The following is a 26,966-nucleotide window of genomic DNA, read 5'->3' on the forward strand; positions in this document are numbered from 1 at the left end:
CAGTCTGCATAACCATTCAATTCCTTTGATGGCATTCATCAGGCAGCGGCAGGGTCTGAGATTATCAGGCCTGAAAATCGCGATAGTGGCTGGGAGGGAAGCGATTATGCTGTTGCCAGACACGCCGCAAATGCCGGGCGGAGGCAAAACCGGCCCTCTCGGCAATGGCTTCCATATCCAGACGGCTATTTGCAAGGATGTCGCGGGCAAGATTGACCCGCATCAGGTTGACGTAGTCGATGACGCTGATGCCCGTATGCTCGCGAAACAGGCGCGACAGGTGCCTTTCGCTGAGCGCCGCAATATCGGCCAGCCGTTCCAGCGACCAGTCCTGCGCCGGCTCGGCCATCACACGGTCCTGAACCCGATGAATGGCGGGGTGGATGTGGTTGCGGCCGGTGAGCCACGGGGAGATTTGCGGATCGCTGCCGCTGCGCCTGAGATAAACCACCATGGTTTTGGCAATACGCGCTGCGACCGCCGGGGATGTCAGCCGGGAAACCACATGCAGCATCAGGTCGATACCGGTGGAAATGCCGGCGCTTGAGAAGCGGTTGCCATCCTCGACGAAAAGGCGGTTTTCGGCCACCTGGGACAGCGGCGCGACGCGGCGCAGCCCTTCAACGCAATCGGCATGGGTCGTGCAGTTGCACCCGTCGAAAAGCCCGGCTTCGCCCGCCAGCAGCGCGCCGGAACAGATGGAAATGACTGTCGTATGAGGGCGCACCGCGCGGCGCAGCCATGCCACCAGCGCCTGCCGCTCTCGCCGTGTCTCCGGATCGTTGTCGAAGCGTGACGTGCTGCCCGAGATCAGCAGGAAAGCATTTTCCGGCAGGGTGGCGGGCAAGCTCTCCAGCCCTGAAAGCGCAAGGCCGATGGAGGATTGTTGTTTGTCAGTCGCAGCAATGTAGCGGCAGTCGAAATGGATGTCCCGTTGTTCCCCGTTGGCATAACGGATCACTTCGAGCGGACCGGCAATATCGAGCAACAGCGCATGGGGCGGCACAAGCGTATAAAAGGGAATGGTGCGTGTGCCGCCTTTATCCATCAGGCCGCCTCTTCCACGGTGGCAAGTGCGTCATCGACGGTCACGATGCGCGCAAAGCGGCCAGCCAGCACCAGCTCGGTCCGCTTGCGGATATCGTCCGGGCTGAAGACGGTGCCGGAAGCATGTGTCATCGGGAAAGTCAGCGTCGCTTCGGTGACGTAGTCGACGCTATAACCAAGATCGGAAGCGTGCCGGGTGGTGGTTTCACAGCATTGTTCGGTGCGGATACCGGAGACGATCAGCCGGTTGATACCCTTCTGCGTCAGCCAGATTTCGAGGCCGGTGCCGGCAAAAGCGGAATGGCGGTTCTTGTGAAAGGTGATATCCGGGGTAATCCGCACACCCTCCAGCGCCCGGATATGGCCGCTGTCTTTTGAAAAAGCCCTGTCGCCATCGACATGGAAGATTTGCACGACGGGAATGCCCGCAGCCTTGGCGCCGTCGATCAGCACCTGCTGCTTCTCCAGATAAGCGGCAAGCTCGCTTTCTTCGAAGTAAGGGGCGTGCCGAAAGGATTCCTGAACGTCGATGACAAGCAGCGCTGTACGAGAAGAGGACATTTCATGTTTCTCCATTGGGTTCATGCATAGCATAATTCCTCTTATCTAGCTTGGAGAAAAGCAGGTATTCCGACAAAGACAGGACAAATTCAGCCATACGCTGCTCTGTCATGCATGCGCGGCTTGCCAGGCCGTGTGACGATGGTAAGTTTCCAACGATGGCAGAGCGGGAGAATGGAATGCTGCGTTTCGGAATAATCTCAACGGCGAAAATCGCTCAGGATCACGTCATCCCGGCGATGCAGGATGCGCGAAACTGCGTGGTCAGCGCCATCGCCAGCCGTGACCTCGCCAAGGCCCGCGCGGTGGCGGATCGTTTTTCCGTGCCCCACGCCTTCGGCTCCTATGAGGAGATGCTGGCGTCGGATGTTATCGACGCCGTCTATATTCCGCTTCCGACCTCGCAGCATGTGGAATGGACCGTCAAGGCCGCCGATGCCTGCAAGCATGTTCTGTGCGAAAAGCCGATTGCACTGAAGGCCGAGGAGATCGATACCCTCATCGCCGCGCGTGACCGCAACCGTGTTATCATCTCGGAAGCCTTCATGGTCACCTATGCGCCCGTCTGGGCGAAGGTGAAGGAACTGCTGGCGTCCGGCGCGATAGGCACACTGAAGCATGTTCAGGGCGCTTTCAGCTATTTCAATCGCGATCCCGGCAATATGCGCAATATTCCCGAACTGGGTGGCGGCGCCTTGCCGGATATCGGCGTTTACCCGACCATCGTTACCCGCTTCGCTACCGGCGCGGAACCCCGGCGCGTACAGGCCACCGTCGAGCGCGATAAAGAATTCGGCACGGATATCTATTCCAGTGTCCGGGCCGATTTTGGCGATTTCGAACTGAGTTTTTATCTGGCCACACAGCTTGCCGCCCGTCAGCTCATGGTTTTCCATGGCACTGAGGGGTATATCGAGGTCAAGTCTCCGTTCAACGCCAATCGCTGGGGTGCGGAAGAGATCGAGCTGACCAATCAGGCCCACAATCAGTCGCAAATCTTCCGGTTTCAGGATAGCCGCCAATACAAACTGGAGGCGGAGGCCTTTGCCCGTGCGGCGAAGGGTGAGGGCGAGGTCGTGACGCTGGAAAGCTCGAGAAAGAACCAGCTTTTCATCGACGCTATCTACCGTGCAGCGGAAAAGGATGGCTGGGAGACGGTTTAGTCCTGATCCTGCCGTTGCTTTTGAAGCCGCCAATAGCCGTAAAGCGCCAGCACAAATGCTGCGAGTGCTGAAAAAGCAAGCGGGACGAGCGGCTGCACCAGCGGGTTGCGCCATTGCAGCAGGGCAAACAGCCCGACGCTGACGATCCGTGAGGTAAGCGTGACGGCATTTGTCAGGAAGCTGTTCAGCCTGGCTGATGCCTCACCATACGAACGGTTCAGCCGCCAGCTTGTTGCAAGCCCCGTTGCGGCGCCCGGCAAACGGGCGGCAAGCGGATCGACGCCGAGATAGAAAATAAGCAGACAGGTAACGACGAGATCAACGGCCAGTCCGCCGATCTCGGTCAGTGCAAAGTGCGGAAGCCTCAAGGCGATGGACTTTTAGAGGGTTGGCTTGGTGGAACGCGGGCGCTGCAGCACCAGAAGGCTGATAACGACACCCACGACACCGAAATTGTAACCGGCGAGCGCCAGAAGCAGCGAGATCAAGGGCACGGCCGTGGAAGAAAGTGCAATCGCCACGCCATAGGCACCGATAACCATCATGCAGATGAAAACGATGCTGAAAACCGAACGGAGTGCAACTGCGGTTACGCCGAGCACTGTGGCGGTAAGAAAAATCATGATGCCGCCTCCTCTTTGATTGTCGGGCCTGAGGGAAGGCTTAACGCCGTTTTCCCTAACGAACCCTTGTTTCCTCCTCCCATCCTCATCTTCCTAACTCGTTAGTTGAGGATATGGTTTCAACGTCGTTAAAATGAGGCTGGTCGGCGCCGGCATTTCCGAATCGGCGGGTTTTGGTTACAAACGGGCATGAGCGATATTTTCTCCCACGCAGCATTGAGCAATCTTGCCGAGTTCTCGGTCTCCGAACTGTCGGGTTCCATCAAGCGCACGGTGGAGACTGCGTTCGAGCAGGTGCGGGTGCGCGGCGAGATTTCCGGCTATCGTGGTCCGCATTCGTCCGGGCACGCGTATTTCTCGCTGAAGGACGACCGCGCCCGTATCGACGCGGTGATCTGGAAAGGCACCTTCTCGCGGCTGAAGTTCCGCCCCGAAGAGGGCATGGAAGTCATCGCCACCGGAAAGGTCACAACCTTTCCCGGCTCCTCGAAATACCAGATCGTCATCGAAAGTCTCGAGCCGGCCGGTGCCGGCGCGCTGATGGCGCTTCTGGAAGATCGACGTCGGCGGCTGGCGGCGGAAGGGCTGTTCGATGCGGCTCGCAAGCGCCGGCTGCCCTTCATGCCGTATGTCATCGGCGTCGTCACCTCGCCGACGGGCGCTGTCATTCGCGACATCCTTCACCGCATTTCCGATCGCTTTCCGGTCCATGTGGTCGTCTGGCCGGTCAAGGTGCAGGGTGAAGGTTCGGGCGAGGAGGTGGCGAACGCCATTCGCGGTTTCAACGCACTTCAGCCCGGCGGTGAGATCTCGCGGCCCGACGTACTGATTGTCGCACGCGGCGGCGGCAGTCTGGAGGACCTCTGGAGTTTCAACGATGAAATCGTCGTACGCGCCGCTGCCGAAAGCGAAATCCCGCTGATTTCCGCCGTCGGGCATGAAACCGATACGACCTTGATCGACTACGCCGCCGATGTGCGTGCGCCAACCCCGACGGGCGCCGCCGAAATGGCCGTGCCGGTGCGTGCGGAACTTGAAGCGCAGCTTTCCGGCCTTGCCGCGCGCCTTGCCGGCTCGGTATCGCGGCAGATGGACAATCGCCGCCAGGGCGTGCGGGCGCTGGTGCGTGCCTTGCCGTCACTCGATCAGCTTCTGGCCCTGCCGCGCCGCCGTTTCGATGAGGCTGCAAGCGGTCTTGGCCGGGGATTGGAATTGACGACGCTGAACAAGCGCCGTGCCTTCGAACGTTCCGCTTCGGGGCTGAGACCGGAGACCCTGCTAAACGGTCTCAAACACCACAGGCAACGCGTCACCGAACGTATGCACCGGGCCGAGACCCTGGTGGAGCGCCGTTTGCTGCAGGGCAAAGGCCGCGTCGATGCCTTCGATTCCGCGCTGCGTTCGCTTCCCGCCCGGTTGCTCGGCCAGGTGGAGCGGCAGAAGGAGCGGGTCGTCACTGCTGTGCGTCGGGCCGATACCGCCGTATTGCACCGCATGGTGCAGAACCGCGCGGGCCTTGCCGCTCATGACCGCATCCTGCAATCTCTGTCTTATAAAAACGTGCTGAAACGCGGTTATGCCGTGATCCGTGACGAAGAGAACCGGCCGTTGACGCGTGCGGCAGCTATCGCTTCAGGTGCTGTGGTCTCGATGGAATTTGCCGATGGCCGCGTCTCGGCCATCACGACGGGGGAGGGCGCACCGTCCCCCGATAACCCCATAGTGCCAAAAAAGAAGCCGGCGAAACCGGCTTCTTCCGATCCGGGTAATCAGGGCAGCCTGTTCTGATCAGATCGACGCCGTATCCGAAAAACGGCGGCTGACAGTGAAGGTCTTTTCGATATCGGGGTGCAGTTCCATGCCAAGGCCGGCGCCCGGCGGCACGGTAATCATGCCGTTTTTCACCTCAGGCAATGCGGTGACGAGATCGCGATACCAGGTCTTGTAGAAGGCGCGCACGCTTTCCTGCACCAGCGCATTCGGCGCATTGAGCGACAGATGCGTGGAGGCGCAGAGCACGACCGGGCCAGTGCAATCATGCGGCGCGACCGGCAGATGCCAGGCCTCCGCCATGGAGGCGATCTTGCGCGCCTCCGAAAGTCCGCCGCACCAGCTGATGTCAAGCATCACCACGCCGGCTGCACCTGTTTCCAGCAGGTCACGGAAGGCCCAGCGGGAGCCGAGCGTTTCGGATGCGGAAATGGGCGCTGGCGACACTGCGGCATAACGCGTCAGGCTGGAAAGGCTGTCCATCTTGATCGGGTCTTCGTGCCAGAAGGTCTGGTAGGGGGTAAGCGCCTTGGCGATCTGCATGGCGGGCAGAAGCTGCCACATCGAGTGGAACTCCACCATGATATCCATCTTGTCGCCCACCGCCTTGCGGATCTTTTCAAATGGCTCGAGCGCGCTTTTCAGGTCCGGCATCGAGATATATTGGCCGCGCGTCTTTTCCGCCGCCGCATCGAAGGGCCAGATCTTCATGGCGGTGATGCCGTCTTCCAGCAGCGAATGGGCAAGCTCGTCGGCCCGGTGCAGAAAGCCGTTCAGATCGTCATAGTCCTTGCCGCCGGAAAGGCCGTAATTGGCTGTCTGCTGGCCGGTCGCTTTCTTGATGTATTCGGTGCCTGCGCAGGTATTGTAGGTGCGGATTTCCCTGCGGCTGAAACCGCCGAGCAGCTGGGCGATGGGCTGGTTGGTGGCCTTGCCGAAAATATCCCACAGCGCGATGTCAAAAGCGGAGTTGCCGCGCACTTCCGCGCCCGAGGAACGGAAGCCGAGATAACCGACAAGGTCTTGCGCCAAGAGGTCGATTTGCAGCGGGTCGCGACCGATTACCCGGGGCGCGATATATTCATGGACATAGGTTTCCACCGTCTCGGCGCCATAAAAGGTTTCGCCAAGCCCGGTAATACCTTCATCCGTATGGACCAGAACCCAGAGCAGGTTTGCTCGTTCCGCCACACGGACGGTCTCAAGTTTCGTGATTTTCATGAAGTATCTCCTCCAGAGGCAGGTCGTGTTCCGCCTGGAACGGTGTTTGAAAAATCAGGCGATGCCGGCGGCCAGAAGCGCATGCACGCTTTCATCGAAATGCCGCGCCATCAGTGTTGAAGCCGTTTGCGGATCGCCGGCGGCAATGGCCTGTCCGATGGCGATGTGAAGCTCGCTTGCGGCATGGCGCTGCGCATCGGATGTGCGGCTTTTCCAGCCGATCGGCCAGGTCTGACGCGTCACATTCTGGAAGGCGGCGAGAATGAGTTCGAAAACCGGGTTCTTGGAGGCCCTGGCTATGGCGATGTGAAAAGCAAGATCGTGTTCCATGACCTTGTCGTTGTCGCCGAAATCCCGCTCCATATTGTTGGCATGGTCGAGAATGGTCAGCGCCTCCGCATCGGTGCGCCTCAGCGCCGCAAGCGTCACGGTTCTGACTTCGATGGTGCGGCGTACGTCGTAAATCTGCTGGATGTTGATCTGTTCGGTGTGAATGCCATGTTCGAACATCAATGACATTGCACCGTGATCCAGCGTCGCCACAGTGGCCCGCTTGCCGGCGCTCACGTCGATCAGCCGCATGGCAGACAGAGACCGGAAAGCCTCACGAACGACGGTGCGGGAGACACCGAGCTGCTGCGAGAGCGAAAGCTCGCTAGGGAGCTTCGCGCCGGGTGCGAGTTCGTTTTCGCGGATATGACGGGTGATAGCGCCGACCGTGCTGCTGACGAGACCGGCTTCATGCGAAATGGCGTTTAACATTTTTCCTCCAACCTGTAGTACAGGTTTATGAGAAATTGCTTACAGGATTTTCTGAAGCGAAACAAGCGCCATCACGGAGCCATTGTGTGTTTGTCGGCCAAAAAGGCCTATTCTTCGAAATCTCGCAAAAACCGTTTCAGCAGTCGGTTCAGCGTCGCACGGTCTTCTTCGCTGAGGCCGGCGACCAGGCGCTGCTGGTTTTCGACGTGAGCGCCTGCCGCTTCCTCGACAATCGCAAGGCCCCGTTCCGTCAGCGATATCAGGACGCTGCGCCGGTCGTTCGGGTTGTGGATACGTTCCACCAGGCCGGCTTTCTCGAGTTGGTCGATTCGGTTGGTCATGGTGCCGGAACTCACCATCGTCATGGCCAGGAGATCGCCGGGGGAGAGCCTGTAGGGTGAGCCGGAGCGCCGCAATGTCGCCAGTACATCGAAAGCGGAAGAGGAAAGCCCGTGCTTCAGCAGCGCCGCCTCTACCTCGCGGCCGAGATGGGTGGAAAGACGGTTCAGGCGCCCGAGCAGCCCCATGGGATCGACATCGAGATCGGGTCGCTCCCTGCGCCACTGCGCCAGAATGTGATCGACGTGGTCCAACGGTTCTTCGCTCATCACCAAGGCATAACAATTGATATCTTGACGTCAAGATAAAATCGACTAAGTTGGATTTATCTTGATATAGAGATTCTTGATATGAAGAAAAATACGACCTACTTAGCCGATGTGCTGGTGACAGCACTTGCTCCCGCCATTTGGGGAACCACCTATTTTGTCACAACGGAATTCCTGCCGCATGGATATCCGCTGCATGTCGCCATGCTGCGCGCCTTGCCGGCCGGTGTCCTGCTGCTGCTTCTCGTCCGAAAGCTGCCGCAGGGTATCTGGTGGCCGCGCAGCTTCATTCTCGGTGCGCTGAATTTTTCGTTTTTCTGGGCGATGCTCTTCGTTTCAGCCTATCGACTGCCGGGCGGTGTCGCAGCCACGGTGGGTGCGGTGCAGCCGCTCATCGTCATCGCTCTGTCGCGGCTTTTTCTCTCAATACCGGTGCGGCCGCTCGCCATCGTCGCCGGTTTTCTCGGCATTGCCGGTGTTGCGCTTCTGGTGCTGACGCCCGGCGCGGCACTTGATAGTATCGGTGTTGCCGCAGGCCTTGCCGGCGCCGTCTCCATGGCCTTCGGAACGGTGCTGACCCGCAAATGGCGCCCGCCCGTCTCGAACCTCACCTTCACCGCGTGGCAATTGACGGCCGGCGGCATTCTTCTTTTGCCGGTCGCTTATCTCTTGGAGCCGGCTTTGCCGGCGCCAACGGCGGCCAATGTTCTCGGCATGGCCTATCTTGGCCTCATCGGTGCAGCACTTACCTATCTTCTGTGGTTTCGTGGGCTTGCCCGCATCGAACCTTCCGCGGCCGCATCGCTCGGCTTCTTAAGTCCGGTCGTTGCAACTTTGCTGGGCTGGCTGGCGCTCGGTCAAAGCCTTGCGCCAACGCAGATCGCCGGGTTCATTGCCGTGCTTTTCAGCATCTGGCTCAGTCAGCGCAGCCAGTTGCCGAGGTAGGGGGCCGTCAGGCCCATTCGCCCTTGCGCATGACAGGAACCGTGGAGCCATCTGGCTTAACGCCGTCAATATCCACCTTGTCGGAACCGATCATCCAGTCGATGTGGATAAGGCTGGAATTGCCGCCCTGCGCCTTGATCTGATCCTGCGACAGCGAGGCGCCGTCGAGAAAACATTTCGAATAGCATTGGCCAAGCGCGATGTGGCACGAGGCGTTTTCATCGAACAGCGTGTTATAAAACAGGATGCCGCTTGCTGAAATCGGTGAGGAATGCGGCACAAGCGCCACTTCACCGAGACGTCGCGCGCCCTCATCGGTGTCGAGCACCTTGTTCAGCACAGCTTCGCCCTTGGAAGCCTTGGCTTCGACGATGCGACCGGCTTCGAACTTCACCTGGATATCATCGATCAGGGTTCCCTGATGCGACAATGGCTTGGTGCTGGACACATAACCATCGACACGCAGCGCATGCGGCGTCGTGAACACTTCTTCGGTCGGAATATTCGGGTTGCAGGTCACGCCGTTCTTGGCCGTGGAAGCGCCGCCGTGCCATTCGTGGCCATCCGCCAGACCGATTTTTACGTCGGTGCCCGGGCCGGTGAAATGCAGCGCGGAGAAGCGTTCGCCATTCAGCCATTCGGAGCGCTTGGCAAGATTGGCATTGTGCTGCGCCCATGCGGCGACGGGATCGGCCACATCCACCCGCGAGGCGGCGAAGATGGCATCCGCGAGCTTGCGCACCGCTTCATCTTCGGTGAGGCCGGGGAAGACTTGCTTTGCCCAGGACGGATTGGGGTAAGAAATGATGTTCCAGTTGATATCGAAGTTGGAAATCTTCTCCAGCGCCGGCTTATAGGCGGTGGAATTGGCCTTGTTGGCGCGCGCCACCTTGGCGGGGTCCTCTTCGGCCAGCAGCATGGGGTTGTCGCCGGCAATCGCCAGCCGCGCTGCGCCATTGGCATAGGCCTTGGCCATGCCCTCATAGAGCCAGCCGGAAGCCCGGTCGAAATTCGCGTCGCTGGCATGGCGGTAGCGCGAAAGCGTGGTTTCCTCGTCGGAATAGAAAGTGGTAACCAGCCCGCCGCCCGCCATATAGGCATGCTTGGTCAAAAACCTGACCAACGGCAGGGCCGCCAGCGGTGCAGTGATCACCAGATCCTGATCCTTCTGCAATTGCAAGCCGACCTTGACGGCGACTTCCGCGAGTTTTTCCAGTTTGACGGGATCGATGGGGGAAACGGTCATGATCTGCCTTCGTCTATTTCAATAGGAGGCGCCGACCATAGCCCATTCCTTCCGAAAGCCAAATGCTTTCAGGCGTGCCCCTCGCGCGTCAATCGGCGACCAGCGGTGCCGCAATGGCCTTCAGCGCCTTTTGGGCATCGCGTGGCGAAAGCCTTACCTGCAAGCCTCGCTGCCCGCCGTTCATGTAGACACAATCATGCGCCATGGCCGCGGCCTCGATGGCCGTCGGCACCTGCTTCTTCTGCCCGAAAGGGCTGATGCCGCCGACATGGTAACCGGTCGCCCGCTCCGCATCGGCGGGTTTCATCATGCTGGCGGACTTGCCGCCGAAGGCGGCGGCAAGCTTCTTCATGCTCACCTCGCGGTCGGAGGGGACAATGACGCAGACCGGCTTGCCGTCCAGCTCCGCCATCAGTGTCTTCAGCACCAGATGTGGCGCCTCACCGATCGCCTCGGCCGCCTGCAGCCCGATGCGATCGGCATTCGGGTCGTAATCATAAGTCACGGTGGTGAAGGCAATGCCGGCTTTAGTCAGCATCTGGGTGGCGCGGGTTGTTTTGGACATGGTGGGTTGCGTTCAGGCAAAAAGCGTCTGGTAGATTTCCGGCTTGAAGCCGACGGTTATCTTACCCTTCGCTTCCAGCACGGGCCGCTTGATCATGGAGGGCTGTTCCAGCATCAGCCCGATGGCCCTTTCTCGTGTAAGATCGGCCTTCTGGCTGTCGTCGAGTTTCTTGAATGTCGTGCCGGACCGGTTGAGAACCGTTTCCCAGCCGGCGGCATCACACCATGTTTCCAGATGGGCGCGGTCGATACCGGCTGCCTTGTAGTCATGGAAAGAATAATCGACGCTGTTCGTCTCCAGCCAGCTTCTGGCCTTCTTCATCGTGTCGCAATTCTTGATGCCGTAAATCGTGACCGTCATGCTATCGCCTCTTCGTCTTCAAGCCTTCCGGCATAACAAAAAAGATCCATCTTATTCAAGCTGCCGCCTGAGGCGCCTTGCGTCGATTCATCCCTCATAATGCTTGAGCTATGCAAAATCGAGGTGGCTGACATCCAAACGAGCGCGAGCAAAGCTGCATGGCTTCCCTGCTACATCGAGAGTTGTAGAAGATGCCTGAAATCCCCATTATCTGGGCAGCAAAGATGGAGATTAAAATGCGTCAGGTTGCAAAGACATCGCGTAACTTCTTCGGTGAAACCTTCGCCGTTCTCGGTGCAGCGCTCTCGGTTTCGGCCGCTGTTCGCGCACATCGCAAGCCCGCCCGTGCCGATCTAGAAGCTCTCGGCATCGACGGCAAGGCTTTCGACAAGGTTCAGCTCTAAGCTGCTATCGTTTGTAGCGAGGCGATTTCGCCTCGCCCGTGAGTATATTTTGGCGCGCCTTAGCGTTCCGACTGCTTCCGGTTCGGTCGTTTTCTAGGACCGATCAGTTTGTGCGGTAGATGTAGCTGACTTTCGAGCGGCTCATACCGATCCGCTTTTGCGGAGAGTGCGAAGCGTCCAAGGGACTCATGTCGGGTTTCGCCATTATGGCTGAAAACAAGCTCGAAATTACTCGCAAGCCAGCTATATGGCTTTCCGGCCGGCATCGGTTCCATCTTCCCGCAGCTATAAATCATTGTGATATGCGGTGTAAAAGATGGTGCAGGGATATAGGGAAGGTTCGCCTGTCGAAGCGCCCGTTGCAGCAGCCTCACCAGGGCATGGATCTCCGGCTGATCACCACCGTTTCGTAGGACCAAACTGTTGCGATTGCCAAAAAGTGCACTTCCGTCCAGGGTGACCGGAACAGGCCGCGCGCTTACCGCACCCATTGCCGCCTTCAGTCTGCTTGTCAGTCCGTGAGGGATCGTCTCGAAACATCCCAAACACAGCAGGGTTATGTGCAGAAGCTCGGCGGGATATGCCTCACGGGTTGTCCGACCCAGAGCATGATGCGACGCATCGGCAAACATTCTTTCCGCCAATTGCCGTGGCGGCTTCAGCAGCAACAGGAGCTTGTTTCGAAAGCGTGGATTGACGCGTCGTATTTTCTGCGGCTCCAGCCCATCAAAGCAAAGCTGCCTCAAGGCTCTTTCGTCCGTCAACTCGCACTCCATGACGATGCTCCACAGCCTTATGCCAAGGCCGGAAACCTATCATTGTGCGGTGATAAAATAAAGAACAAAAGATGAACGGAAGGCGGAATTGCTCCGCCTTCGCTTATTCCCACTCGATCGTACCGGGCGGCTTGCTCGTCACGTCGTAGACGACGCGGTTGATGCCGCGCACTTCGTTGATGATGCGGGTTGCGGCACGGCCGAGGAAATTCATGTCGTAGGGATAGAAATCCGCCGTCATGCCATCCACCGAGGTTACGGCGCGCAACGCGCAGACGAAGTCGTAGGTGCGGTAATCGCCCATCACGCCCACGGTCTGTACCGGCAGCAGCACGGCAAAGGCCTGCCAGATGGTGTCGTAGAGACCAGCCTTGCGGATTTCGTCGAGATAGATCGCATCGGCCTTGCGCAGAATATCGAGCTTCTCACGGGTGATCGCGCCGGGGCAGCGGATTGCGAGACCCGGACCTGGGAAGGGATGGCGGCCGATGAAGCTTTCCGGCAGGCCGAGTTCACGGCCAAGTGCGCGGACTTCATCCTTGAAGAGCTCACGCAGCGGCTCGACGAGCTGCATGTTCATGCGCTCGGGAAGACCGCCGACATTGTGGTGGCTCTTGATGGTGACCGAAGGGCCACCGGAAAAGGAGACGCTTTCGATGACGTCAGGGTACAGCGTTCCCTGCGCCAGAAACTTCGGTGCCCCCTTGCCATCGGCAGCGATCTTGGCCGCTTCGGCCTCGAAGACTTCGATAAACAGACGACCGATGGTCTTGCGCTTCACTTCCGGATCGGAAACGCCCGAGAGTTCACCGAGGAACAGATCGGCGGCGTCAACGTGCACCAGCGGAATGTTGTAATGATCGCGGAACATGCCGACGACCTGCTCGCTTTCGCCAAGCCGCATCAGGCCATGGTCGACATAAACGCAGGTCAGCTGGTCGCCGATCGCCTCATGAATGAGGATGGCCGCAACGGAGGAATCGACGCCGCCGGAAAGCGCGCAGAGCACGCGGCCGGTGCCGACCTGCTCGCGGATCTTGCGGATCATTTCGGCGCGATAGGCGGCCATCGTCCAGTCGGATTTGAGCCCGACGATCTTGTGCACGAAGTTGGAAAGCAGCTTGCCGCCATCAGGCGTATGCACCACTTCCGGGTGGAACATGGTGGTGTAATAGTGACGCTTCTCGTCCGCGGCTATGGCGAAAGGTGCATTCTCGGAAGTCGCGATCACCTCGAAACCGTCCGGCAGCTTCGTGACGCGATCGCCGTGACTCATCCACACAGGATAGCTCTTGCCCTGCTCCCAGAAACCGTCGAACAGAGGGCTTGCCTTCTTGATGTCGATATCGGCGCGGCCGAATTCGGCTGCGTGGCCACCTTCAACGGTACCGCCGAGCTGGGTGCAGAGCGTCTGCTGGCCGTAGCAGATGCCGAGGATCGGAATCTTGCTGTCGAACACCGCCTGCGGCGCGCGCGGGCTGCCCTCGGCCGTCACGGATGCGGGGCCGCCGGAGAAGATCACGCCCTTGGGCTGAAGCTTCTCGAACGCCTCTGCGGCATTCTGGAACGGATGGATTTCGCAATAGACCCCGGCTTCGCGGATGCGGCGCGCAATCAGCTGCGTCACCTGGCTGCCGAAATCGATGATGAGAATGCTGTCGGGATGGGCTATCTGGGTCATGGCGAGCCTTTAAAGAAAAGCGGGGCTTTAGGCAACCCGGAAGCGGGCGTCAAAGGGCGGAAATTTGCGAAAATCGCAAGGTTCTAAAGGGCAATCACGCCGTCCTCGATGGCGCGGCAGAGCCGGTCGACGGCATCCGCCAGCTTTTCATCGATGACGTGCAGGTACTCCGTCCAGTCGTCCACATGGTTCATATCCTCCTTGCCGTCGGAAATGCCGCGCAGACTGACGAGCGGTACGCCGAAGCGCTGGCAGGCTCTTAAAACCGCAAAGGTTTCCATTTCCACCATATCGGCGTCGATCAGCCCGTAGGCCTCGCCTGAAACGACATTGGCGCCCGTGGAAAGCCGCGCCTCGGCAATGTCCGGTATCCGCAAAGGCAAGGCCACTTCGGCGGGCAGATCGAGCAGCGGCGTGCAGCCCTTTTCGAAACCGAAGGCGGAGGCATCCATGTCGCGATAGGAAACGGAAATGGCCTGATAGACGCCGGTTTGCTCCAGCGTCCGCGAACCGGCGGAACCGAGCGAAACGACGAGGTCCGGCAGGTGATCGGCCGCATCGAGACCGGCAAGAACGGCCGTGACTGCAATCGCCGCCTCGACCGGGCCGATACCGGTCATCAGCGGTGCAATGCGTGCCTGAAGATGGGGCCCGTATTCGGGGGAGGCCGCCATGACGAAGAGGACGGATTTATCCGCAACATGCGAAAGCCGGTAGCTCATCCGATAATATCCTCGCGACCCTTCACCACCATCATCGTGCCCGTCATGGAGGCGATCAGCTTTGCCGGCCCATCGGACAGGGCATAGGCACGACCATCCGCCACGATCAGATTGTTGCCGGGCTTGATGATCTCGCCGCGAAACAGGAACCGCTCACCGCGCCCGGGCGACATGAGGTTGACCTTGAATTCGATGGTCAGCAGCGAGGCTTCCGGCTCAATGATCGTATAGGCGGCATAGGTGCAGGCCGTATCCAGACCCGCGGCGATGACACCCGCATGCAATATGCCGTGCTGCTGTGTCAGCTTTTCATGAAAAGGCAGTTCGATTTCCACCAGGCGGTGTTCGATACGGCTGATCTCGGCGCTGATCGCCTGCACCACGCCCTGCCGCGCAAAGCTTCTTTCTATCCGCTGACGAAAATCGCCGGGATCCGTGATCTCCATGGCCTACCTGCCTGCTTCTGCCTCATCGCAAACTGACATGGCGCGTGGCGGCAGGCAAGGCAAGGGCGGTGCGGAGAATTAGAACATTTCCAGAAAAAGTGGAGCCCGGTTTCCTTTCGGGAATACGAAAACAGTCTAGTTGAGCATGCCTATGCTCGCATTCAATACCGTGGCAAAGGCGACCCATACGGCATAGGGCACGAAAAGCCACATGGATATGCGGTCACGGCGGTAGGTGAGCGCCACAAAGGCGACGATGCAGATCAGCATCGGAATGATGATGATGAGCGCACCTGCCGGGCTCTGCATTCCGAAAAAAATCGGAGACCACAGGAAGTTCAGCACCATTTGCGTGAACCAGAGCCGCATGCGCGTCCCCATCGGCTTGCGGATCCATGTCCGTGCGCCGGCAATGCCGATCAGCACGTAAAGCGCGGTCCAGACGGGCCCGAAAATCCAGTTGGGTGGATTGAAGAAAGGCTTCTGCAGCGATTGATACCATTCGCCGGGCACATTGTTGACGCCAATCAGCCCCCCCACGGCAACAACGACAACCACAAAAACGATATAGACGGCAAGGTTTCTCATAGTCCGTCCAATGCAAAGGGCGGGCTTTTGTTCCCCTTTCTTTTCAGTATTTTAGCTGGGCAAACGCACGATGTGCTGGTCCCACGCCACGTCGCTGCGCCGGGTTTCGAAAAATCCGTCATAGGAAGATACCGCAATGCCTCTCGCGGCGGGCGCGACGCCTGCCGCTTCTCGCACGGTCGTCTCGGAAACGACGCGCCCGGTTTTCGCATCCAGCGTCACGGCGGCGTTGCCGTTGGGCGAGGTCAGTCCCACCAGCCCATCGCGCCGGTTGACGGCAATGGCCCCGACATAATTGGCGAGACGCACCGTCGTTTCTTCCGGCAGATCGACGAAGGCCACATCCTCACCCTTGGAGAAATGGCCGACAAGCGGCGGAAGATCGTTGCGCGGTCCTTCATATTGACAGGCGAACCAGATACGGCCGTCATCGCCGAGATCGACATGACGGGTGGAAAGCTGCCGAAGCTGCTCCGGCATGGCGTGTTTCTGGATCAACTGCCCGGTCGAGGCGTCCAGAAGCACGAGGGACGGCTGCATGCTGTCGATATTGAGCTTGGTTCGGCCGAAATCCGGATGGGTTTCGATGCCGCCATTGGCGATCACGATCAGCCGGCCGTCATCGCTTACCGTCATGTCATGTGTGCCGATGCCATGCGCATCATATTCGCCGATGCGGGCAAAGCCGTTGCGGGCGTCATAGAGACCGATAACGCCGCGATTGCCGTCGAAGTCGTTTTCGCTGGCGTAAAGGATCGCGCCATCGGGTGAGAATTGCCCGTGGCCGTAGAAGTGGCGGTTTTCCGGTGTGTGCATCACAATCGGTTCGCCGCGCCGCGCGGGATCGAAGGCCATGAAGAAGGTGCCGGGCCGGCGCGCAAAGGCCACGGTCATGCCGGTCGCATGGTTCGTCGCCATTCCATGGGCGCGGGCAGGAAGCGCGACGCGGTCGATGATCTCGCCGCCTTCGCTCACCGTCGCAATGCCGTAGGACCCGTCACGGGCGCGAAAGGCGGAAGCGAAGACCGCGTCCGCCCGTTCGAGCGCATAAAGTGAACGGGGAGCCAGCGCGGCGAGAAAGGGAGCTCCTGCCGCCTTGATGAAGCTGCGCCGATCTATCAGCATCCGTTTGGCGCCGGAGATCATCGGTTCAATCTCCATCGGCGAAGGAAAAGCCGGAACTGAGGCCGATCGCGCCGCCATATTGATCGTTCAGGCGGTAGATCAGGTCTTTGCCATTGAGCAGCAGATAATCCACCTTGGCGCGCTGATCGTGCTGATCCAGCGCTTTTTGCACATCCGTATCGATTGTCCCGGCAACGCGGATCATCGATTTGGCGATGAAATCGATGGAGTTGACGATGGAGCGCTGATCCGGCGGTACGAGTTCGACCATATCCGCCGTGTGCAGCAGGGTCTGAACCGCCTTGATATTGGTGGAAATGCTTTGCCAGGTCTGGCCGGAGCGCCAATAAATGGCGGTGCGGGGAAAACCTGCCTTGTCCGGTCCCTTGTAGAAGGTTTCGATCCGCTGGTCGCGGATGGCTTCGGAGCCGTGGACGAGAATACCGAGCAGGGCAACAAGCGCCTCGCGCTCATCACGAAAGACGGGGTTGTCCGCTCCGGGCTCCGTCCAGTTTTTCTGAGCACCATCGGGCGCATTCCAGCTGTCGGAAAGTTCCGCCGCCACATTGGCGATATTGCCGGCGATAGCTGCGCCGTAGCGGCAGCGGAAATCACCTTTCCTGTCGAGCAGCTCTTCCGCTCCTGTTCCGTAAAGCACGAACTCAAGAGCGCCGAGCCCTTGCGCCGCAACGCTCTTGCCGCTGAGGCCGTCCGCACTCGTGACGCTTTCATCCTTTTCGGTGAGATAGCGCTGCACCTGTTTCAGCCCGAGACCCTTCTTGTCGGGGTAATAAAGCACCCGCTCGAAACGGTTCTTCTCAATGACAGGGCCGACACGTACGATCTCGATTGTCGACCAGCTTGACACCGTATCGACAAAGGCAGCCTTGGCAGCCGCCGCCGTCGTTTCCGAGGGAGCGGTGCAGAAAGCTTTCATGCGGCCTTCCAGCCTCTTCGCCGACTGCCGGAAGCGGTCATAGCCGGGACGGATAAAGCCGTTTACCGCCTTTTCCATCACACTCTGCACCTTAACCGGGTCGAGCGGCGGTGGCGGCATCAGTTCGACATCCTGCGCCCTCGCCGGAAGCGTGGTCAGAAGCACCAATACGGACATGACGCCGGAAATTTTTCGCATGGTATTTTTCATCAAAGGGACTCCAGAAAGGCCAGCAAAGCCTGCCGGTCGGATTTTTGCAAGGCGGCGAAGGCGTTTCGCGCTTTTTGCCCTTCGCCGCCATGCCACAATATCGCTTCCGGCAGGCTGCGCGCCCGGCCGTCATGCAGGTAAAAACCGTTGCCATTGACCTTTTGGGTGAGGCCTATGCCCCAGAGCGGCTGGGTTCGCCACTGCCGTCCGCTGGCTTCGCCCACCTGCTGGCCATCGGCAAGTCCTTCGCCCATGTCGTGCAGCAGAAAATCGGAATAGGGCCAGATCAGCTGGAAAGCATGCATGGGGTCGGCGGCGTCGCGGCGGGTGACGAATTTCGGGGTGTGGCAGGCCGTACAGCCGGAGGCGTAGAAAAGCTGCTTTCCCTGCAGGACCGTCGGATCATCGACGTTGCGGCGGCGCGGCACGGCGAGGTTTTCGGTATAGTAGGTCACGAGATCGAGAACCGGATCGGGCGCCTCCACCGGCCCGAGCCTGGGCTGCACGCCGGTCGGCATGGCAAGACAGTCCTTCTGGGCCTCGGTGCAATCGCCATAGGCATTCGGCGCATCCGGCGTGGAAATGCCGATATCGTGGGAAAAGGCGCTGGCGCTCTGGTCGCGCACGCTCGCATTTTGCGCTTTCCAACCAAACCGCCCGAGTTTCACCTCGCCAGTGCGATGGTCTTTGACCCATGCGGGACGCCCGGCAATGCCGTCGCCATCGTTGTCGTTCGGGTCGGCCTTGGCCAGAATATCAGCCTTGGCAATGGCCTCAATCAGGCCCAGCCCGAGGGTGGGCATGGCAATGCGCGCTGAAAGCGCCGTGTCGGCGCCAAGCGGGCCATATTGCAGATTCGCCACGGCATAGTCGGGCTTGCGTAACATCACCACCTCGCCATCCGCGAATTGAACCGGCTCTTCCCTATAGGTGATGACTGGCTTGCCTTCGGCTGCAAGGCCGGGAATGGCCAGGTTCTGAAGCTGCCGGCCATAGGTCTCATCGGGAAAATTCAGCACTTGGTGGCTGGCAATGGCCTGTCGTTCGGCTTCGTTGCGGGCCGGTCGCGCCAGCCGCAGAAACAGCGAGACGGCGTCTTCTCCGGCAAGGGGCGGTCGACCCCTGCCATCCTTGACATGGCAGGTCTGGCAAGAACGTGCGTTAAAAAGCGGCCCGAGCCCATCCGAGGCCTGTGTGGAAGAAGGGGAGGAGACCCAGAGCTTCTGGAACAGCGCATTGCCGAGCTTGAAATCCTGCTTTCGCTCGAGCGGCATGGTGGTGGAAGGATGTGAAAACGCGCTGCTGTCGGCTTTGCCGACACTTGTCGTCGCTCCGCCTGACATGGCCTCGAAAGGTTCCGGCCTGGTAAAATACGTCGTTGGCGCGGTCACGGCCAGTACGCGACTTCGATCTTTTTCCGTCAGATCGTCCCGCAGCGGTTCGGCAAGCGCCATCGACGCTGCAAGGCAGGCTGCCGCGGCGAAGAAGAATGGCTTGCGGATCGGCGGCGGCAAAAATTGCATGAAAACAAGGGTGGATGGAGAATAACGGGCCGCGGCGATCCACGGCCCGCTTTACCGCTTATTTGAAGACGGTGTTAGGATTGTCGAGGCTGTCGGAGCCTTCAAGCTCGATCTTGCCCAGATCGAGCGCCGCAATGACGCGTTCGACAGTCTTCGTCTGGTCGAGCAGGCCGTCGATGGCCGTCTGAACCACGGCGTTGCCTTCCTTGTTGCCCTCGCCGATCATCTGGTCATAGGCCTCGACGGTCTGCGCGCGCTTTTCCATCGCGTGCATGGCGTCGAGCGTCTTGTTCAGCTTCGCCAGCATCTCGTCGTTCAGAGCCTTGTCCTTAGCGCCGACCAGTTCAGACAGCGAGGCGCCCGTCATCTTCGTTCCGTCTGCGCGGGTGTAGTCACCGGTATAGGCCGAGGCGATGCCGATCGCGTCGTAAAGATGCGAATTGTAGGTGTTGTCGGAGAAGCAATCATGCTCTTCTTCCGGGTCGTGCAGCAGAAGGCCGAGCTTCATACGCTCACCCGCCAGCTCGCCATAGGAGAGCGAACCCATGCCGGTGAGGATGGCGGTGAGGCCCGCTTTCGGATCGGCTTCCAATGTCTTCGTGGCTTCGCCCTCCGGCGCCCAGGCATCCACCATCTCCTGAAGATCCTTGATCAGCAGGGTCGAAGCGGATTTCAGGTAATCGGCGCGACGGTCGCAATTGCCGTTCGTGCATTTTGCTTTGTCGTAGTCGGTGTAGGGGCGGTTGCCTGCGCCCGGTCCGGTGCCGTTCAGATCCTGACCCCAGAGCAGAAATTCGATGGCGTGGTAACCGGTCGTGACATTGGCTTCGACATCGCCCGCCTCGTGCAGGCTTTCGATCAGCTCGGGGGTGATCTTGGAGGCGTCGACCTCTTCACCGCTGATCTTGATCTTCGGATTGGCGATGATGTTGGCGACGTAAAGCTCGTTCTCGTCGCTTTCCGTCCCGTAGGAGCCGTCGACATAGTCGATCAGGCCTTCATCCAGCGGCCAGGCGTTCACCTTGCCTTCCCAATCGTCGACGATCGGGTTGCCGAAACGATAGACTTCCGACTGCTGATAGGGAACGCGGGCCTTGATCCATGCTTCCCGGGCGGCTTTCAGGGCTTCTTCGCTCGGCGTTGCGATCAGCGCATCGATGGCCTTGTCCAGCGCCTTCGCCGTGGTCAGCGAATCCTCATATTTCGCATGCGCGACATCGGCGTAATGCTTGACGACGGCCGCCGCATCGGTGGCAGCCCGGGCGGGAAGCGCGGTGAAAACCGCAGATGCGGCAAGAAGCGCAAGAGACGCGCTGAGAATGGTTTTGCGGATCATGATCCCTCTCCTTCGACAGGCGCGAAATGACTTCGCGCCGCGGCAAGCGAGTTCTGACCCAATCATAAACTTGTGTCAAACATTCTAGTTTAGAATGCTTAGAAACAAGATCCGGCGTCGTATTCCAAGAAAAATCGGTGCTTGCAAAGACGGTACTATGCTTTGCGCTTCATCAAGCAGAAGAAGAAGCCATCCGTATCTGTGGTTGCAGGCGTTAACGTCACTGTCTTGCCGTCGGAGGAATGCGGTTTGTTCGCGTGGCCGCCGAAAGTCAAATGCCAGCGCTCCAGTGCAGAACCGATCGTAAATTCTGGATTTTCCTCACAGAAACGTCCGACCTGCTGTTCGTTTTCTTCAGGCAAAACCGAACAGGTGACATAAAGCAGCTCGCCGCCGGGCCGCACGAAACCCTTGGCCTGCGAAAGCGCCTCGCCCTGCTGCTGCACGCGTTCTTCCAGATTGCGCGCCGTCAGGCGCCATTTGGTGTCGGGACGGCGGCGCCAGGTTCCGGTGCCGGTGCAGGGTGCGTCGACCAGAACGCGGTCGAATTTTTCCTGGAACGGGGCAAGGCCCGCTGCGCGGTCATGCACCTGCACATTGCGCGTACCGGCACGCTTCAGCCGCTCGACGATCGGCGCGAGCCGCTTGCGATCGGCATCGAAAGCGTGGACCTGACCTTTATTGTTCATGCTGGCGGCCATGGCCAACGTCTTGCCGCCACCACCGGCGCAATAATCGAGGACCTGCTCGCCTTCCCGAGCACCGGCAAGATCGGCGACGATCTGCGAGCCCTCATCCTGCACTTCGAACCAGCCCTTCTGGAAGGACAGTTCGGCGGTGACATTCGGTAGGCGGGATGGGCCTTGGCCGGCGGGAATGCGCACACCCTGCCGGGCGATATGCGTGGCTTCCGCGCCGCTCTCCTCCAGCGCCTTCAGCACCTTGTCGCGGGTCGCTTTCAAGGTGTTGGCGCGCAGATCAAGCGTGGGCCGCTCATTCAGCGCCTGCGCCTCGGCGAGCCAGCGCTCTCCAAAGGCGGTTTCGAAGGAAGATTGTACCCATTCGGGTATGTCGCCCTGGATATAGGCCGGTGCGTCACCGAGGGAACGGGAGAGGAAGGCCTTCTGCCTTTCCGCATCGGGTGCGGTGGGCGCGAATTTGTCGCCGTCGAATTCCGCCTCAAGGTCCGAAAAGCTTTTGCCCCACTGCCGCAATAGAACCGCATAGGCGAGAGAGGCGGCGCTGTCGTCATCCATCAGCCAGGCGTGCGAGAGCTTCATGCGCAGCGCGTCATAAACGATGTTGCCGATTGCGGCCCGGTCGCCGGAACCGGCGAAACGATGGGCAAGGCCCCAATCTTTCAGAGCATCGGCGACGGGACGCCTGCGTCCCTCAATATCCGCCAATACTTCGATTGCTCCGGCCAAACGCCCGCCTAAACGCATTGTCTACCTCGTTCTTGTGCTAAGCCCGGTTGGTAGACGCGAATGGCGGCGAGGGCAAGGCTCAATCGGCCTTGACGATCTCGTAGCAGACCTTGGCGGTGCCGGAATTGATCATGCCGATGTTCTTGGCGGCCGCCTTGGAAAGATCGAGAACGCGACCCTTGATGAACGGCCCGCGGTCATTGATACGCACCACAACGGCCTTGCCATTGCGCGCATTGGTCACCTTGATCTTGGTGCCGAACCGCAAAGAGCGGTGGGCAGCGGTCAGGTGGGCAGCGTTCATGCGCTCACCCGAAGCAGTCTTGGAGGTCAACGCATACCACGATGCGCCTCCACAACCATTTGCCGCATTCGCCTGAAGAGGCGCAATGATGGAACAGGCGGCGATAGTTGCAGCGGTGAAAGTTATACGACGGATATTCAACAAACTGTACTTCCCTGAAAATCGGCCCCGCGCCGATTGATTGTGCCCTTGCTAAACGGCCATGAACTGGCCTGAACGCCTTTTGATGCGAGATTGTAGGGCGAGGGAAAAATGGCGAAAAAAAGCTGAGCTCAAATCACGAACCGTTACAGCCTGTAATATTCGTGATCGTTAGCCGGGAGCCTGTCAGAGCGTGCTTTAAGAAAAAAGTGGAAAAAATAACGCGGAATCAATAGTTAATCGAAATGCTGTTGCAGGTCACGACTTCGTGAATCTGGTTCACGAAATGTAAGTGAAATATTTTTCTAATTACTCTGAATTTACTGATTTTTGGGCGGTTAATAAAATCCTAATTGGCTGAAATGAGACGAAAACCATCCGCAAAAGCGGGCTTGGAAGGATTTTTCATCACTTTTCGACAGGGGATTTTTCAGCCCCGCCAGACGCCGTTTTCCCACAATTGTCTGAGGGAGAGCCTGTACTCCGGAAAGCGGAAATCGAAGCCGAGATCGCGTATTCTGGCGTTGGAAACGCGCTTGTTCTCGCCATAAAAAGAGCGCGCCATCGGCGTCAGATCGGCGGTCTCGAAGGCCTGTTCGGGTGGCGGTTCCACCCCCATCAGCGCTGCTGCGAAGCTCACCACATCCTGCGGCGGGCAGGGTTCATCGTCGGTCACGTTGAAGATGCCACGTTCGTCTTTCGCTACAAGAAAGGCAAGTGCTGCACCGATATCCTCGACCCGGATGCGATTGAATACCTGATCTTTCTTCACTAGCCGCCGCGCCGTTCCCTTCTCGAAATTCATGAAGGTATTGCGTCCGGGGCCGTAAATTCCGGAAAGGCGCAGGATGGAAAGCGGCGCACCCGCCTTTTCCGCCGCCGCAGTCCAGGCGGTTTCCGCAGCCACCCGTTCCGCGGATCGCGCGGAGACCGGGCGGCAGGGCGTTGTCTCGTCCACCCAGGCGCCGCCATGATCGCCATAAACGCCGACAGTGGAAAGATAAGCGACCCATTTCAGATCGGGCATGAGCTTTTTCAGATCGCCGCCCAGAAGCGCAAGCAGCGGATCGCCATCCTTGCCCGGCGCGACGGATTGTACGAGATGGGTAACATTGCCCATTGCGGCGACGAGTTCGTCGTTGAGTTGAACACCGTCGAAGAGCAACGGCGTCATGCCTGCGGCGGCGAGGTCTGGGAACCTGTTCTGGCTGCGTGTGGTGCCGGAAACGCTTGCTGCTTCGGTCTTTAGCGCGTTAGCGATTGCTTTTCCTGAATATCCCGCGCCGAAAATCATCACATGCATGCGTCACGCCTCTGCCAGTTGCCATTCCATTTCCGCCTCCGGATCAGGCTCCGGGGCGCGACCGGCAGAGTATGTACGGAATTCGTCCCTGTCCATAAGCCGTGACAAAGCCCATGCGGCCATGCCGCGCACCTCCGGCGAAGGGTCTGTTTCGGCAAGCGCCTTGCATTGTTCCACGAATTGCCGGTCGGCAGAGTTGCCCGCCGCGATCAGTACGTTGCGGATGAAGCGATTGCGGCCGATGCGCTTGACGGGCGAGCCGCTGAAGAAACTGCGAAAGGCGGCGTCATCGAGCGTGAGTAGGGAGGCGATGGAAGGCTCCTTCAAATCCTCGCGCGCCTGCAATTTCATCTCGGAGGCGCTGGCTGCGAATTTGTTCCACGGACAGGCGGCAAGGCAGTCGTCGCAGCCATAGATGCGATTGCCGATCATCGGCCGAAATTCGTGCGGGATCGGCCCCTTGTGCTCGATGGTGAGATAGGAAATGCAGCGGCGCGCATCCAGTTGATAGGGCGCGGGGAAAGCGGCCGTCGGACAGGCATCGAGACAGGCGCGGCACGACCCGCAATGGTCCCTCTCAGCCTCGTCAAGACAGAGTTCGGCCGTGGTGAACATGCTGCCGAGAAATAGCCACGAACCATGGGTGCGGCTGACGAGGTTGGTGTGCTTGCCCTGCCAGCCGAGACCGGCGGCGGCGGCAAGCGGTTTTTCCATTACGGGTGCGGTGTCGACAAAGACCTTTACGTGCTCGCCGGCACGCGCGGCAAAACGGGTAGCGATTTCTTTCAGCCGCCCCTTGATGACGTCGTGATAATCGCGATTGCGGGCATAGACCGAAATGGCCGCCTTGTCGGGTTGGGAAAGCAGGCCGCGCGGATCTTCTTCCGGACCGTAGTTCAGCCCGAACATGACGATGGAGCGAACGTCTCCCCAGAGCGTTTTCGGCTCTGCCCGGCGGGCCTCGGTTTCCTCCATCCACGCCATCGTGCCGTGATAGCCATTGTCCAGAAACTGTCTCAGCCTTTCGGGTGCGAGCGGAATGCTGTCTGGGGCAGTGATGCGGCAGAGATCGAAGCCAAGTGAAAGCGCTTCCCGACGAACGAAGTCCGTCAGCTTATGCGCGCGTATTCGCTGCTTTTCGCTCGCGACGTCGATGGTCGTTTCTCCTGCGGGTTAATCTGCGGCATATATAATGCATGTCGCCCGAAAGTGTGCAGCGGTTTCGGGACAACGACATGCTTTACATACAGCCGCACGCCGCAGCAAATAACCGGATGGGCAGACCTTAGAAGTCCAGATCGGCGTAGTGGGAAGAAGGGGCAAGTCGGGGAATGCGTTCGCTGAGGAACGGCCGGAAGGAAGGCCGGGATTTCACCCGCTGATACCATTCCTTGGCAATCGGCGCTTCGAGCCAGTTGATCTCACCGAGATAATCCAGCACCGAGACCGCGGCAGCCGCGGCAAGATCGGCATAGCTCAACCGGTCGCCGGCCAGCCAGGTGCGCGAGCCGGCCAGCCATTCCAGATATTTGATGTGCTGGCGAATATTGTTGCGGGCGGTGCGCAGCAGCTTGGAATCCGGCGGTCCGCCACCCTGCGCCGCCGTCATCTGCAATTTATAGACCCGTTCCCGCACCAGCGGCCGGGTCACGTCTTTTTCCATCTTCTGCAGAAACCATTCCGTCAGCCGGCGGATTTCAGCGCGCTGAAACGGGTCTTCGGCAAGAAGCCGACGGTCGCGCTTCAGAACCCCGTGCGTTTCGTCAAGAAATTCCGCAAGCACATAGGGCCCGCTCAGCGAGCGCATATTGTCGTCCAGATAGACCGGCAAGGTACCGGCAGGATTGAGCGCCAGAAACTCTCGCCGTCTTTCCCATGGCTGCTCCTCCACGAGATCGGTCTGGAACCCGTATTCCGCAAGGATCAGACGAACGAACCGGGATGCGGTCGACATCGGAGAGTGATAGAGAGTTGGCATCGGTACTCAATTTTTACGATTGGTTGTCATGATCGGCATTGCCGAAAAACTTTTTCAGTTTCGCTTCATCAAGACGCTATAAGAACTCGGCTACTTTAAAACAAGTTTAACGCTATGGCATGTCTCCCAAAAGTGTGCAGCGGTTTTGGGGCAAAGACGTGCATAAAAACAAAAATTTAAAGTGCGTCGCACCGGTTCGGTCGAACGCGTCGCGCTTTATTACCTTCCATTGCCGCTTTCCCCTGAAAAGAAGGATATCTCATGGGTGACCAGTCGATCATCAGCGCACTTCTGCTGGGCATTATCGAGGGTTTGACGGAGTTCATCCCCGTCTCCTCAACGGCGCATGTGCTGCTGGCCGGGCATTTCCTAGGCTTCAAATCACCCGGCAACACCTTTGCCGTTCTTATTCAGCTTGGTGCGATCCTTGCGATCCTCCTTGTTTATTTTCAGAAGCTTGTGTCGATTGCGCTCGCTTTGCCGACAAGCGCGAAAGCGCGCCGCTTCGTGCTGGCCGTTGCTCTCGCTTTCCTGCCGGCGGCGATCATCGGGGCTTTGGCGCATGACTTCATCAAGACCGTGCTGTTTGAAACGCCGATGCTCATCTGTGCGGTGCTGATCGTCGGCGGCGTCATCCTGCTTGCGGTTGATCGTATGCCGCTGAAACCGAAATATACCGACATCATGGATTATCCGCCGTCGCTTGCCTTCAAGATCGGCCTCTTTCAATGCCTTGCGATGATTCCCGGCACGTCGCGGTCTGGCGCCACAATCGTCGGATCGCTGCTGATGGGAACGGACAAGCGCTCCGCCGCCGAGTTTTCGTTCTTTCTGGCAATGCCGACCATGCTCGGTGCTTTCACGCTCGATCTCTACAAGAACCGCGATGCGCTGAGCTTCGATGACGGCGCGCTGATCGCCGTGGGGTTCATCGCCGCTTTTGTCTCAGGCCTCTTCGTCGTTCGCTCTCTGCTGGATTTCGTATCGCGGCGAGGCTTTGCACCCTTCGCATGGTGGCGCATCGTCATCGGTTCGCTGGGACTGATCGCGCTTCTTGTGCTGGGGTGAGCCATCGGCGGCAATAATCTGCGCTCGCAACGAACAAAAAAGCGCCCCGGAGAACCGGCGGCGCTTTTTCTTTGAAACTTTTAAAGTCCGATCAGTTGGTGCTGATCGAAGCCGTTGCGCAGGGGT

General features: G+C 59.2%; 29 protein-coding genes. 5 read left to right on the plus strand and 24 right to left on the minus strand.

Annotated elements, in window-relative coordinates; translation table 11 throughout:
- Nucleotides 1-64 precede the first annotated feature (64 nt).
- On the minus strand, nt 65-1,048 hold the full coding sequence (locus PL597_RS06000; protein WP_271364759.1) for a GlxA family transcriptional regulator: 984 nt from the start codon (nt 1,046-1,048) through the stop codon (nt 65-67).
- The gene (locus PL597_RS06005; RefSeq protein WP_271364760.1) at nt 1,048-1,608 is read right to left on the minus strand and encodes a cysteine hydrolase family protein; all 561 of its coding nucleotides are present in this window, start codon (nt 1,606-1,608) and stop codon (nt 1,048-1,050) included. Before PL597_RS06005 ends, PL597_RS06000 begins: the two co-directional genes overlap by 1 nt.
- A gap of 179 nt (nt 1,609-1,787) precedes the next feature.
- On the opposite strand from PL597_RS06005, the gene PL597_RS06010 reads away from it, so the two are divergent.
- The gene (locus PL597_RS06010) at nt 1,788-2,771 is read left to right on the plus strand and encodes a Gfo/Idh/MocA family protein (protein ID WP_271364761.1); all 984 of its coding nucleotides are present in this window, start codon (nt 1,788-1,790) and stop codon (nt 2,769-2,771) included.
- On the opposite strand, the gene PL597_RS06015 is transcribed toward PL597_RS06010, so the two are convergent.
- A complete protein-coding gene (locus PL597_RS06015; RefSeq protein WP_173987916.1) occupies nt 2,768-3,139 on the minus strand; it encodes a hypothetical protein in 372 nt (123 codons plus the stop codon). The two genes, PL597_RS06010 and PL597_RS06015, sit on opposite strands and share 4 nt — an antisense overlap.
- Before the next feature lie 12 nt (nt 3,140-3,151).
- Nucleotides 3,152-3,394 (minus strand): hypothetical protein, encoded by a 243-nt coding sequence (locus PL597_RS06020; RefSeq protein WP_077983775.1) that lies wholly within the window; start codon nt 3,392-3,394, stop codon nt 3,152-3,154.
- A 189-nt stretch (nt 3,395-3,583) separates the two neighbouring features.
- Between PL597_RS06020 and xseA the strand changes: the two genes are divergently transcribed.
- Nucleotides 3,584-5,182, plus strand: a complete 1,599-nt coding sequence (gene xseA, locus PL597_RS06025; protein ID WP_271364762.1) for an exodeoxyribonuclease VII large subunit — start codon at nt 3,584-3,586, stop codon at nt 5,180-5,182.
- On the opposite strand, the gene PL597_RS06030 is transcribed toward xseA, so the two are convergent.
- The 3 genes from PL597_RS06030 to PL597_RS06040 form a co-directional block, all read right to left on the minus strand.
- On the minus strand, nt 5,183-6,385 hold the full coding sequence (locus PL597_RS06030; RefSeq protein WP_137409621.1) for a mandelate racemase/muconate lactonizing enzyme family protein: 1,203 nt from the start codon (nt 6,383-6,385) through the stop codon (nt 5,183-5,185).
- 54 nt (nt 6,386-6,439) lie between these two features.
- A complete protein-coding gene (locus PL597_RS06035) occupies nt 6,440-7,147 on the minus strand; it encodes a FadR/GntR family transcriptional regulator (RefSeq protein ID WP_077983772.1) in 708 nt (235 codons plus the stop codon).
- A 107-nt stretch (nt 7,148-7,254) separates the two neighbouring features.
- On the minus strand, nt 7,255-7,755 hold the full coding sequence (locus PL597_RS06040) for a MarR family winged helix-turn-helix transcriptional regulator (protein WP_162520571.1): 501 nt from the start codon (nt 7,753-7,755) through the stop codon (nt 7,255-7,257).
- Nucleotides 7,756-7,836: 81 nt separating this feature from the next.
- On the opposite strand from PL597_RS06040, the gene pecM reads away from it, so the two are divergent.
- On the plus strand, nt 7,837-8,700 hold the full coding sequence (gene pecM / locus PL597_RS06045; RefSeq protein WP_271364763.1) for a 4-hydroxybenzaldehyde efflux transporter PecM: 864 nt from the start codon (nt 7,837-7,839) through the stop codon (nt 8,698-8,700).
- A gap of 7 nt (nt 8,701-8,707) precedes the next feature.
- Here pecM and PL597_RS06050 read toward each other — a convergent pair whose 3' ends face one another.
- From PL597_RS06050 to PL597_RS06060, 3 genes are all read right to left on the minus strand, one after another.
- The gene (locus PL597_RS06050) at nt 8,708-9,946 is read right to left on the minus strand and encodes an aminopeptidase (RefSeq protein ID WP_142913729.1); all 1,239 of its coding nucleotides are present in this window, start codon (nt 9,944-9,946) and stop codon (nt 8,708-8,710) included.
- An 88-nt stretch (nt 9,947-10,034) separates the two neighbouring features.
- A complete protein-coding gene (gene ybaK, locus PL597_RS06055; protein ID WP_137409625.1) occupies nt 10,035-10,511 on the minus strand; it encodes a Cys-tRNA(Pro) deacylase in 477 nt (158 codons plus the stop codon).
- A 12-nt stretch (nt 10,512-10,523) separates the two neighbouring features.
- The gene (locus tag PL597_RS06060) at nt 10,524-10,871 is read right to left on the minus strand and encodes an ArsC family reductase (RefSeq protein WP_271364764.1); all 348 of its coding nucleotides are present in this window, start codon (nt 10,869-10,871) and stop codon (nt 10,524-10,526) included.
- Between the two features lie 236 nt (nt 10,872-11,107).
- Between PL597_RS06060 and PL597_RS06065 the strand changes: the two genes are divergently transcribed.
- The gene (locus PL597_RS06065) at nt 11,108-11,275 is read left to right on the plus strand and encodes a hypothetical protein (protein WP_003503889.1); all 168 of its coding nucleotides are present in this window, start codon (nt 11,108-11,110) and stop codon (nt 11,273-11,275) included.
- Between the two features lie 59 nt (nt 11,276-11,334).
- Here PL597_RS06065 and PL597_RS06070 read toward each other — a convergent pair whose 3' ends face one another.
- The 14 genes from PL597_RS06070 to PL597_RS06135 form a co-directional block, all read right to left on the minus strand.
- Nucleotides 11,335-12,051 (minus strand): 2'-5' RNA ligase family protein, encoded by a 717-nt coding sequence (locus tag PL597_RS06070; RefSeq protein ID WP_173987926.1) that lies wholly within the window; start codon nt 12,049-12,051, stop codon nt 11,335-11,337.
- Nucleotides 12,052-12,154: 103 nt separating this feature from the next.
- Nucleotides 12,155-13,732, minus strand: coding sequence for a glutamine-hydrolyzing GMP synthase (guaA, locus tag PL597_RS06075; protein WP_271364765.1), 1,578 nt, complete (start codon nt 13,730-13,732; stop codon nt 12,155-12,157).
- An 83-nt stretch (nt 13,733-13,815) separates the two neighbouring features.
- Nucleotides 13,816-14,454, minus strand: a complete 639-nt coding sequence (locus PL597_RS06080; RefSeq protein ID WP_271364766.1) for a 5'-methylthioadenosine/S-adenosylhomocysteine nucleosidase — start codon at nt 14,452-14,454, stop codon at nt 13,816-13,818.
- Nucleotides 14,451-14,900, minus strand: a complete 450-nt coding sequence (locus PL597_RS06085) for a PaaI family thioesterase (protein WP_077983757.1) — start codon at nt 14,898-14,900, stop codon at nt 14,451-14,453. The genes PL597_RS06080 and PL597_RS06085 overlap by 4 nt, the downstream gene beginning before the upstream one ends.
- 135 nt (nt 14,901-15,035) lie before the next feature.
- On the minus strand, nt 15,036-15,488 hold the full coding sequence (locus tag PL597_RS06090; RefSeq protein ID WP_137409636.1) for a TspO/MBR family protein: 453 nt from the start codon (nt 15,486-15,488) through the stop codon (nt 15,036-15,038).
- Nucleotides 15,489-15,539: 51 nt separating this feature from the next.
- Complete coding sequence (locus tag PL597_RS06095) at nt 15,540-16,634, minus strand: DUF1513 domain-containing protein (protein WP_137409637.1); 1,095 nt, start codon at nt 16,632-16,634, stop codon at nt 15,540-15,542.
- Nucleotides 16,635-16,638: 4 nt separating this feature from the next.
- Nucleotides 16,639-17,760 carry an imelysin family protein gene (locus PL597_RS06100; protein ID WP_269826152.1) on the minus strand — a complete coding sequence of 374 codons (1,122 nt, stop codon included), beginning with the start codon at nt 17,758-17,760 and terminating at the stop codon, nt 16,639-16,641.
- The gene (locus PL597_RS06105; RefSeq protein ID WP_271364767.1) at nt 17,760-19,283 is read right to left on the minus strand and encodes a di-heme oxidoreductase family protein; all 1,524 of its coding nucleotides are present in this window, start codon (nt 19,281-19,283) and stop codon (nt 17,760-17,762) included. Before PL597_RS06105 ends, PL597_RS06100 begins: the two co-directional genes overlap by 1 nt.
- 58 nt (nt 19,284-19,341) lie before the next feature.
- Nucleotides 19,342-20,619: an imelysin family protein gene (locus tag PL597_RS06110; RefSeq protein WP_077983753.1), complete on the minus strand. Its 1,278-nt coding sequence runs from the start codon at nt 20,617-20,619 to the stop codon at nt 19,342-19,344.
- A 155-nt stretch (nt 20,620-20,774) separates the two neighbouring features.
- Nucleotides 20,775-22,064, minus strand: a complete 1,290-nt coding sequence (locus PL597_RS06115; RefSeq protein WP_269826150.1) for an RsmB/NOP family class I SAM-dependent RNA methyltransferase — start codon at nt 22,062-22,064, stop codon at nt 20,775-20,777.
- Nucleotides 22,065-22,125: 61 nt separating this feature from the next.
- Nucleotides 22,126-22,494, minus strand: a complete 369-nt coding sequence (locus PL597_RS06120) for a septal ring lytic transglycosylase RlpA family protein (RefSeq protein WP_077983751.1) — start codon at nt 22,492-22,494, stop codon at nt 22,126-22,128.
- A gap of 427 nt (nt 22,495-22,921) precedes the next feature.
- Nucleotides 22,922-23,794, minus strand: a complete 873-nt coding sequence (locus PL597_RS06125; RefSeq protein WP_271364768.1) for an SDR family oxidoreductase — start codon at nt 23,792-23,794, stop codon at nt 22,922-22,924.
- 3 nt (nt 23,795-23,797) lie between these two features.
- A complete protein-coding gene (gene queG, locus PL597_RS06130; RefSeq protein WP_271364823.1) occupies nt 23,798-24,949 on the minus strand; it encodes a tRNA epoxyqueuosine(34) reductase QueG in 1,152 nt (383 codons plus the stop codon).
- Nucleotides 24,950-25,079: 130 nt separating this feature from the next.
- Nucleotides 25,080-25,772: a glutathione S-transferase family protein gene (locus PL597_RS06135; protein WP_271364769.1), complete on the minus strand. Its 693-nt coding sequence runs from the start codon at nt 25,770-25,772 to the stop codon at nt 25,080-25,082.
- Between the two features lie 261 nt (nt 25,773-26,033).
- Here PL597_RS06135 and PL597_RS06140 point away from each other — a divergent pair, with 261 nt between their 5' ends.
- Nucleotides 26,034-26,840, plus strand: a complete 807-nt coding sequence (locus PL597_RS06140) for an undecaprenyl-diphosphate phosphatase (protein ID WP_077983748.1) — start codon at nt 26,034-26,036, stop codon at nt 26,838-26,840.
- Nucleotides 26,841-26,966 lie beyond the last annotated feature (126 nt).

This window comes from Agrobacterium sp. ST15.13.013 (genome assembly GCF_027956525.1).
GTDB classification, from domain to species: Bacteria; Pseudomonadota; Alphaproteobacteria; order Rhizobiales; family Rhizobiaceae; genus Agrobacterium; species Agrobacterium salinitolerans.

Excerpts from the sequence above, each read along its gene's own strand:
- PL597_RS06000 (WP_271364759.1), bottom strand. The coding sequence starts at position 1,048 with ATGGATAAAGGCGGCACACGCACCATTCCCTTTTATACGCTTGTGCCG.
- PL597_RS06005 (WP_271364760.1), bottom strand. The coding sequence starts at position 1,608 with ATGTCCTCTTCTCGTACAGCGCTGCTTGTCATCGACGTTCAGGAATCC.
- PL597_RS06010 (WP_271364761.1), top strand. The coding sequence starts at position 1,788 with ATGCTGCGTTTCGGAATAATCTCAACGGCGAAAATCGCTCAGGATCAC.
- PL597_RS06020 (WP_077983775.1), bottom strand. The coding sequence starts at position 3,394 with ATGATTTTTCTTACCGCCACAGTGCTCGGCGTAACCGCAGTTGCACTC.
- xseA (WP_271364762.1), top strand. The coding sequence starts at position 3,584 with ATGAGCGATATTTTCTCCCACGCAGCATTGAGCAATCTTGCCGAGTTC.
- PL597_RS06030 (WP_137409621.1), bottom strand. The coding sequence starts at position 6,385 with ATGAAAATCACGAAACTTGAGACCGTCCGTGTGGCGGAACGAGCAAAC.
- PL597_RS06035 (WP_077983772.1), bottom strand. The coding sequence starts at position 7,147 with ATGTTAAACGCCATTTCGCATGAAGCCGGTCTCGTCAGCAGCACGGTC.
- PL597_RS06040 (WP_162520571.1), bottom strand. The coding sequence starts at position 7,755 with ATGAGCGAAGAACCGTTGGACCACGTCGATCACATTCTGGCGCAGTGG.
- pecM (WP_271364763.1), top strand. The coding sequence starts at position 7,837 with ATGAAGAAAAATACGACCTACTTAGCCGATGTGCTGGTGACAGCACTT.
- PL597_RS06050 (WP_142913729.1), bottom strand. The coding sequence starts at position 9,946 with ATGACCGTTTCCCCCATCGATCCCGTCAAACTGGAAAAACTCGCGGAA.
- ybaK (WP_137409625.1), bottom strand. The coding sequence starts at position 10,511 with ATGTCCAAAACAACCCGCGCCACCCAGATGCTGACTAAAGCCGGCATT.
- PL597_RS06060 (WP_271364764.1), bottom strand. The coding sequence starts at position 10,871 with ATGACGGTCACGATTTACGGCATCAAGAATTGCGACACGATGAAGAAG.
- PL597_RS06065 (WP_003503889.1), top strand. The coding sequence starts at position 11,108 with ATGCGTCAGGTTGCAAAGACATCGCGTAACTTCTTCGGTGAAACCTTC.
- PL597_RS06070 (WP_173987926.1), bottom strand. The coding sequence starts at position 12,051 with ATGGAGTGCGAGTTGACGGACGAAAGAGCCTTGAGGCAGCTTTGCTTT.
- guaA (WP_271364765.1), bottom strand. The coding sequence starts at position 13,732 with ATGACCCAGATAGCCCATCCCGACAGCATTCTCATCATCGATTTCGGC.
- PL597_RS06080 (WP_271364766.1), bottom strand. The coding sequence starts at position 14,454 with ATGAGCTACCGGCTTTCGCATGTTGCGGATAAATCCGTCCTCTTCGTC.
- PL597_RS06085 (WP_077983757.1), bottom strand. The coding sequence starts at position 14,900 with ATGGAGATCACGGATCCCGGCGATTTTCGTCAGCGGATAGAAAGAAGC.
- PL597_RS06090 (WP_137409636.1), bottom strand. The coding sequence starts at position 15,488 with ATGAGAAACCTTGCCGTCTATATCGTTTTTGTGGTTGTCGTTGTTGCC.
- PL597_RS06095 (WP_137409637.1), bottom strand. The coding sequence starts at position 16,634 with ATGATCTCCGGCGCCAAACGGATGCTGATAGATCGGCGCAGCTTCATC.
- PL597_RS06100 (WP_269826152.1), bottom strand. The coding sequence starts at position 17,760 with ATGAAAAATACCATGCGAAAAATTTCCGGCGTCATGTCCGTATTGGTG.
- PL597_RS06105 (WP_271364767.1), bottom strand. The coding sequence starts at position 19,283 with ATGCAATTTTTGCCGCCGCCGATCCGCAAGCCATTCTTCTTCGCCGCG.
- PL597_RS06110 (WP_077983753.1), bottom strand. The coding sequence starts at position 20,619 with ATGATCCGCAAAACCATTCTCAGCGCGTCTCTTGCGCTTCTTGCCGCA.
- PL597_RS06115 (WP_269826150.1), bottom strand. The coding sequence starts at position 22,064 with ATGCGTTTAGGCGGGCGTTTGGCCGGAGCAATCGAAGTATTGGCGGAT.
- PL597_RS06125 (WP_271364768.1), bottom strand. The coding sequence starts at position 23,794 with ATGCATGTGATGATTTTCGGCGCGGGATATTCAGGAAAAGCAATCGCT.
- PL597_RS06135 (WP_271364769.1), bottom strand. The coding sequence starts at position 25,772 with ATGCCAACTCTCTATCACTCTCCGATGTCGACCGCATCCCGGTTCGTT.
- PL597_RS06140 (WP_077983748.1), top strand. The coding sequence starts at position 26,034 with ATGGGTGACCAGTCGATCATCAGCGCACTTCTGCTGGGCATTATCGAG.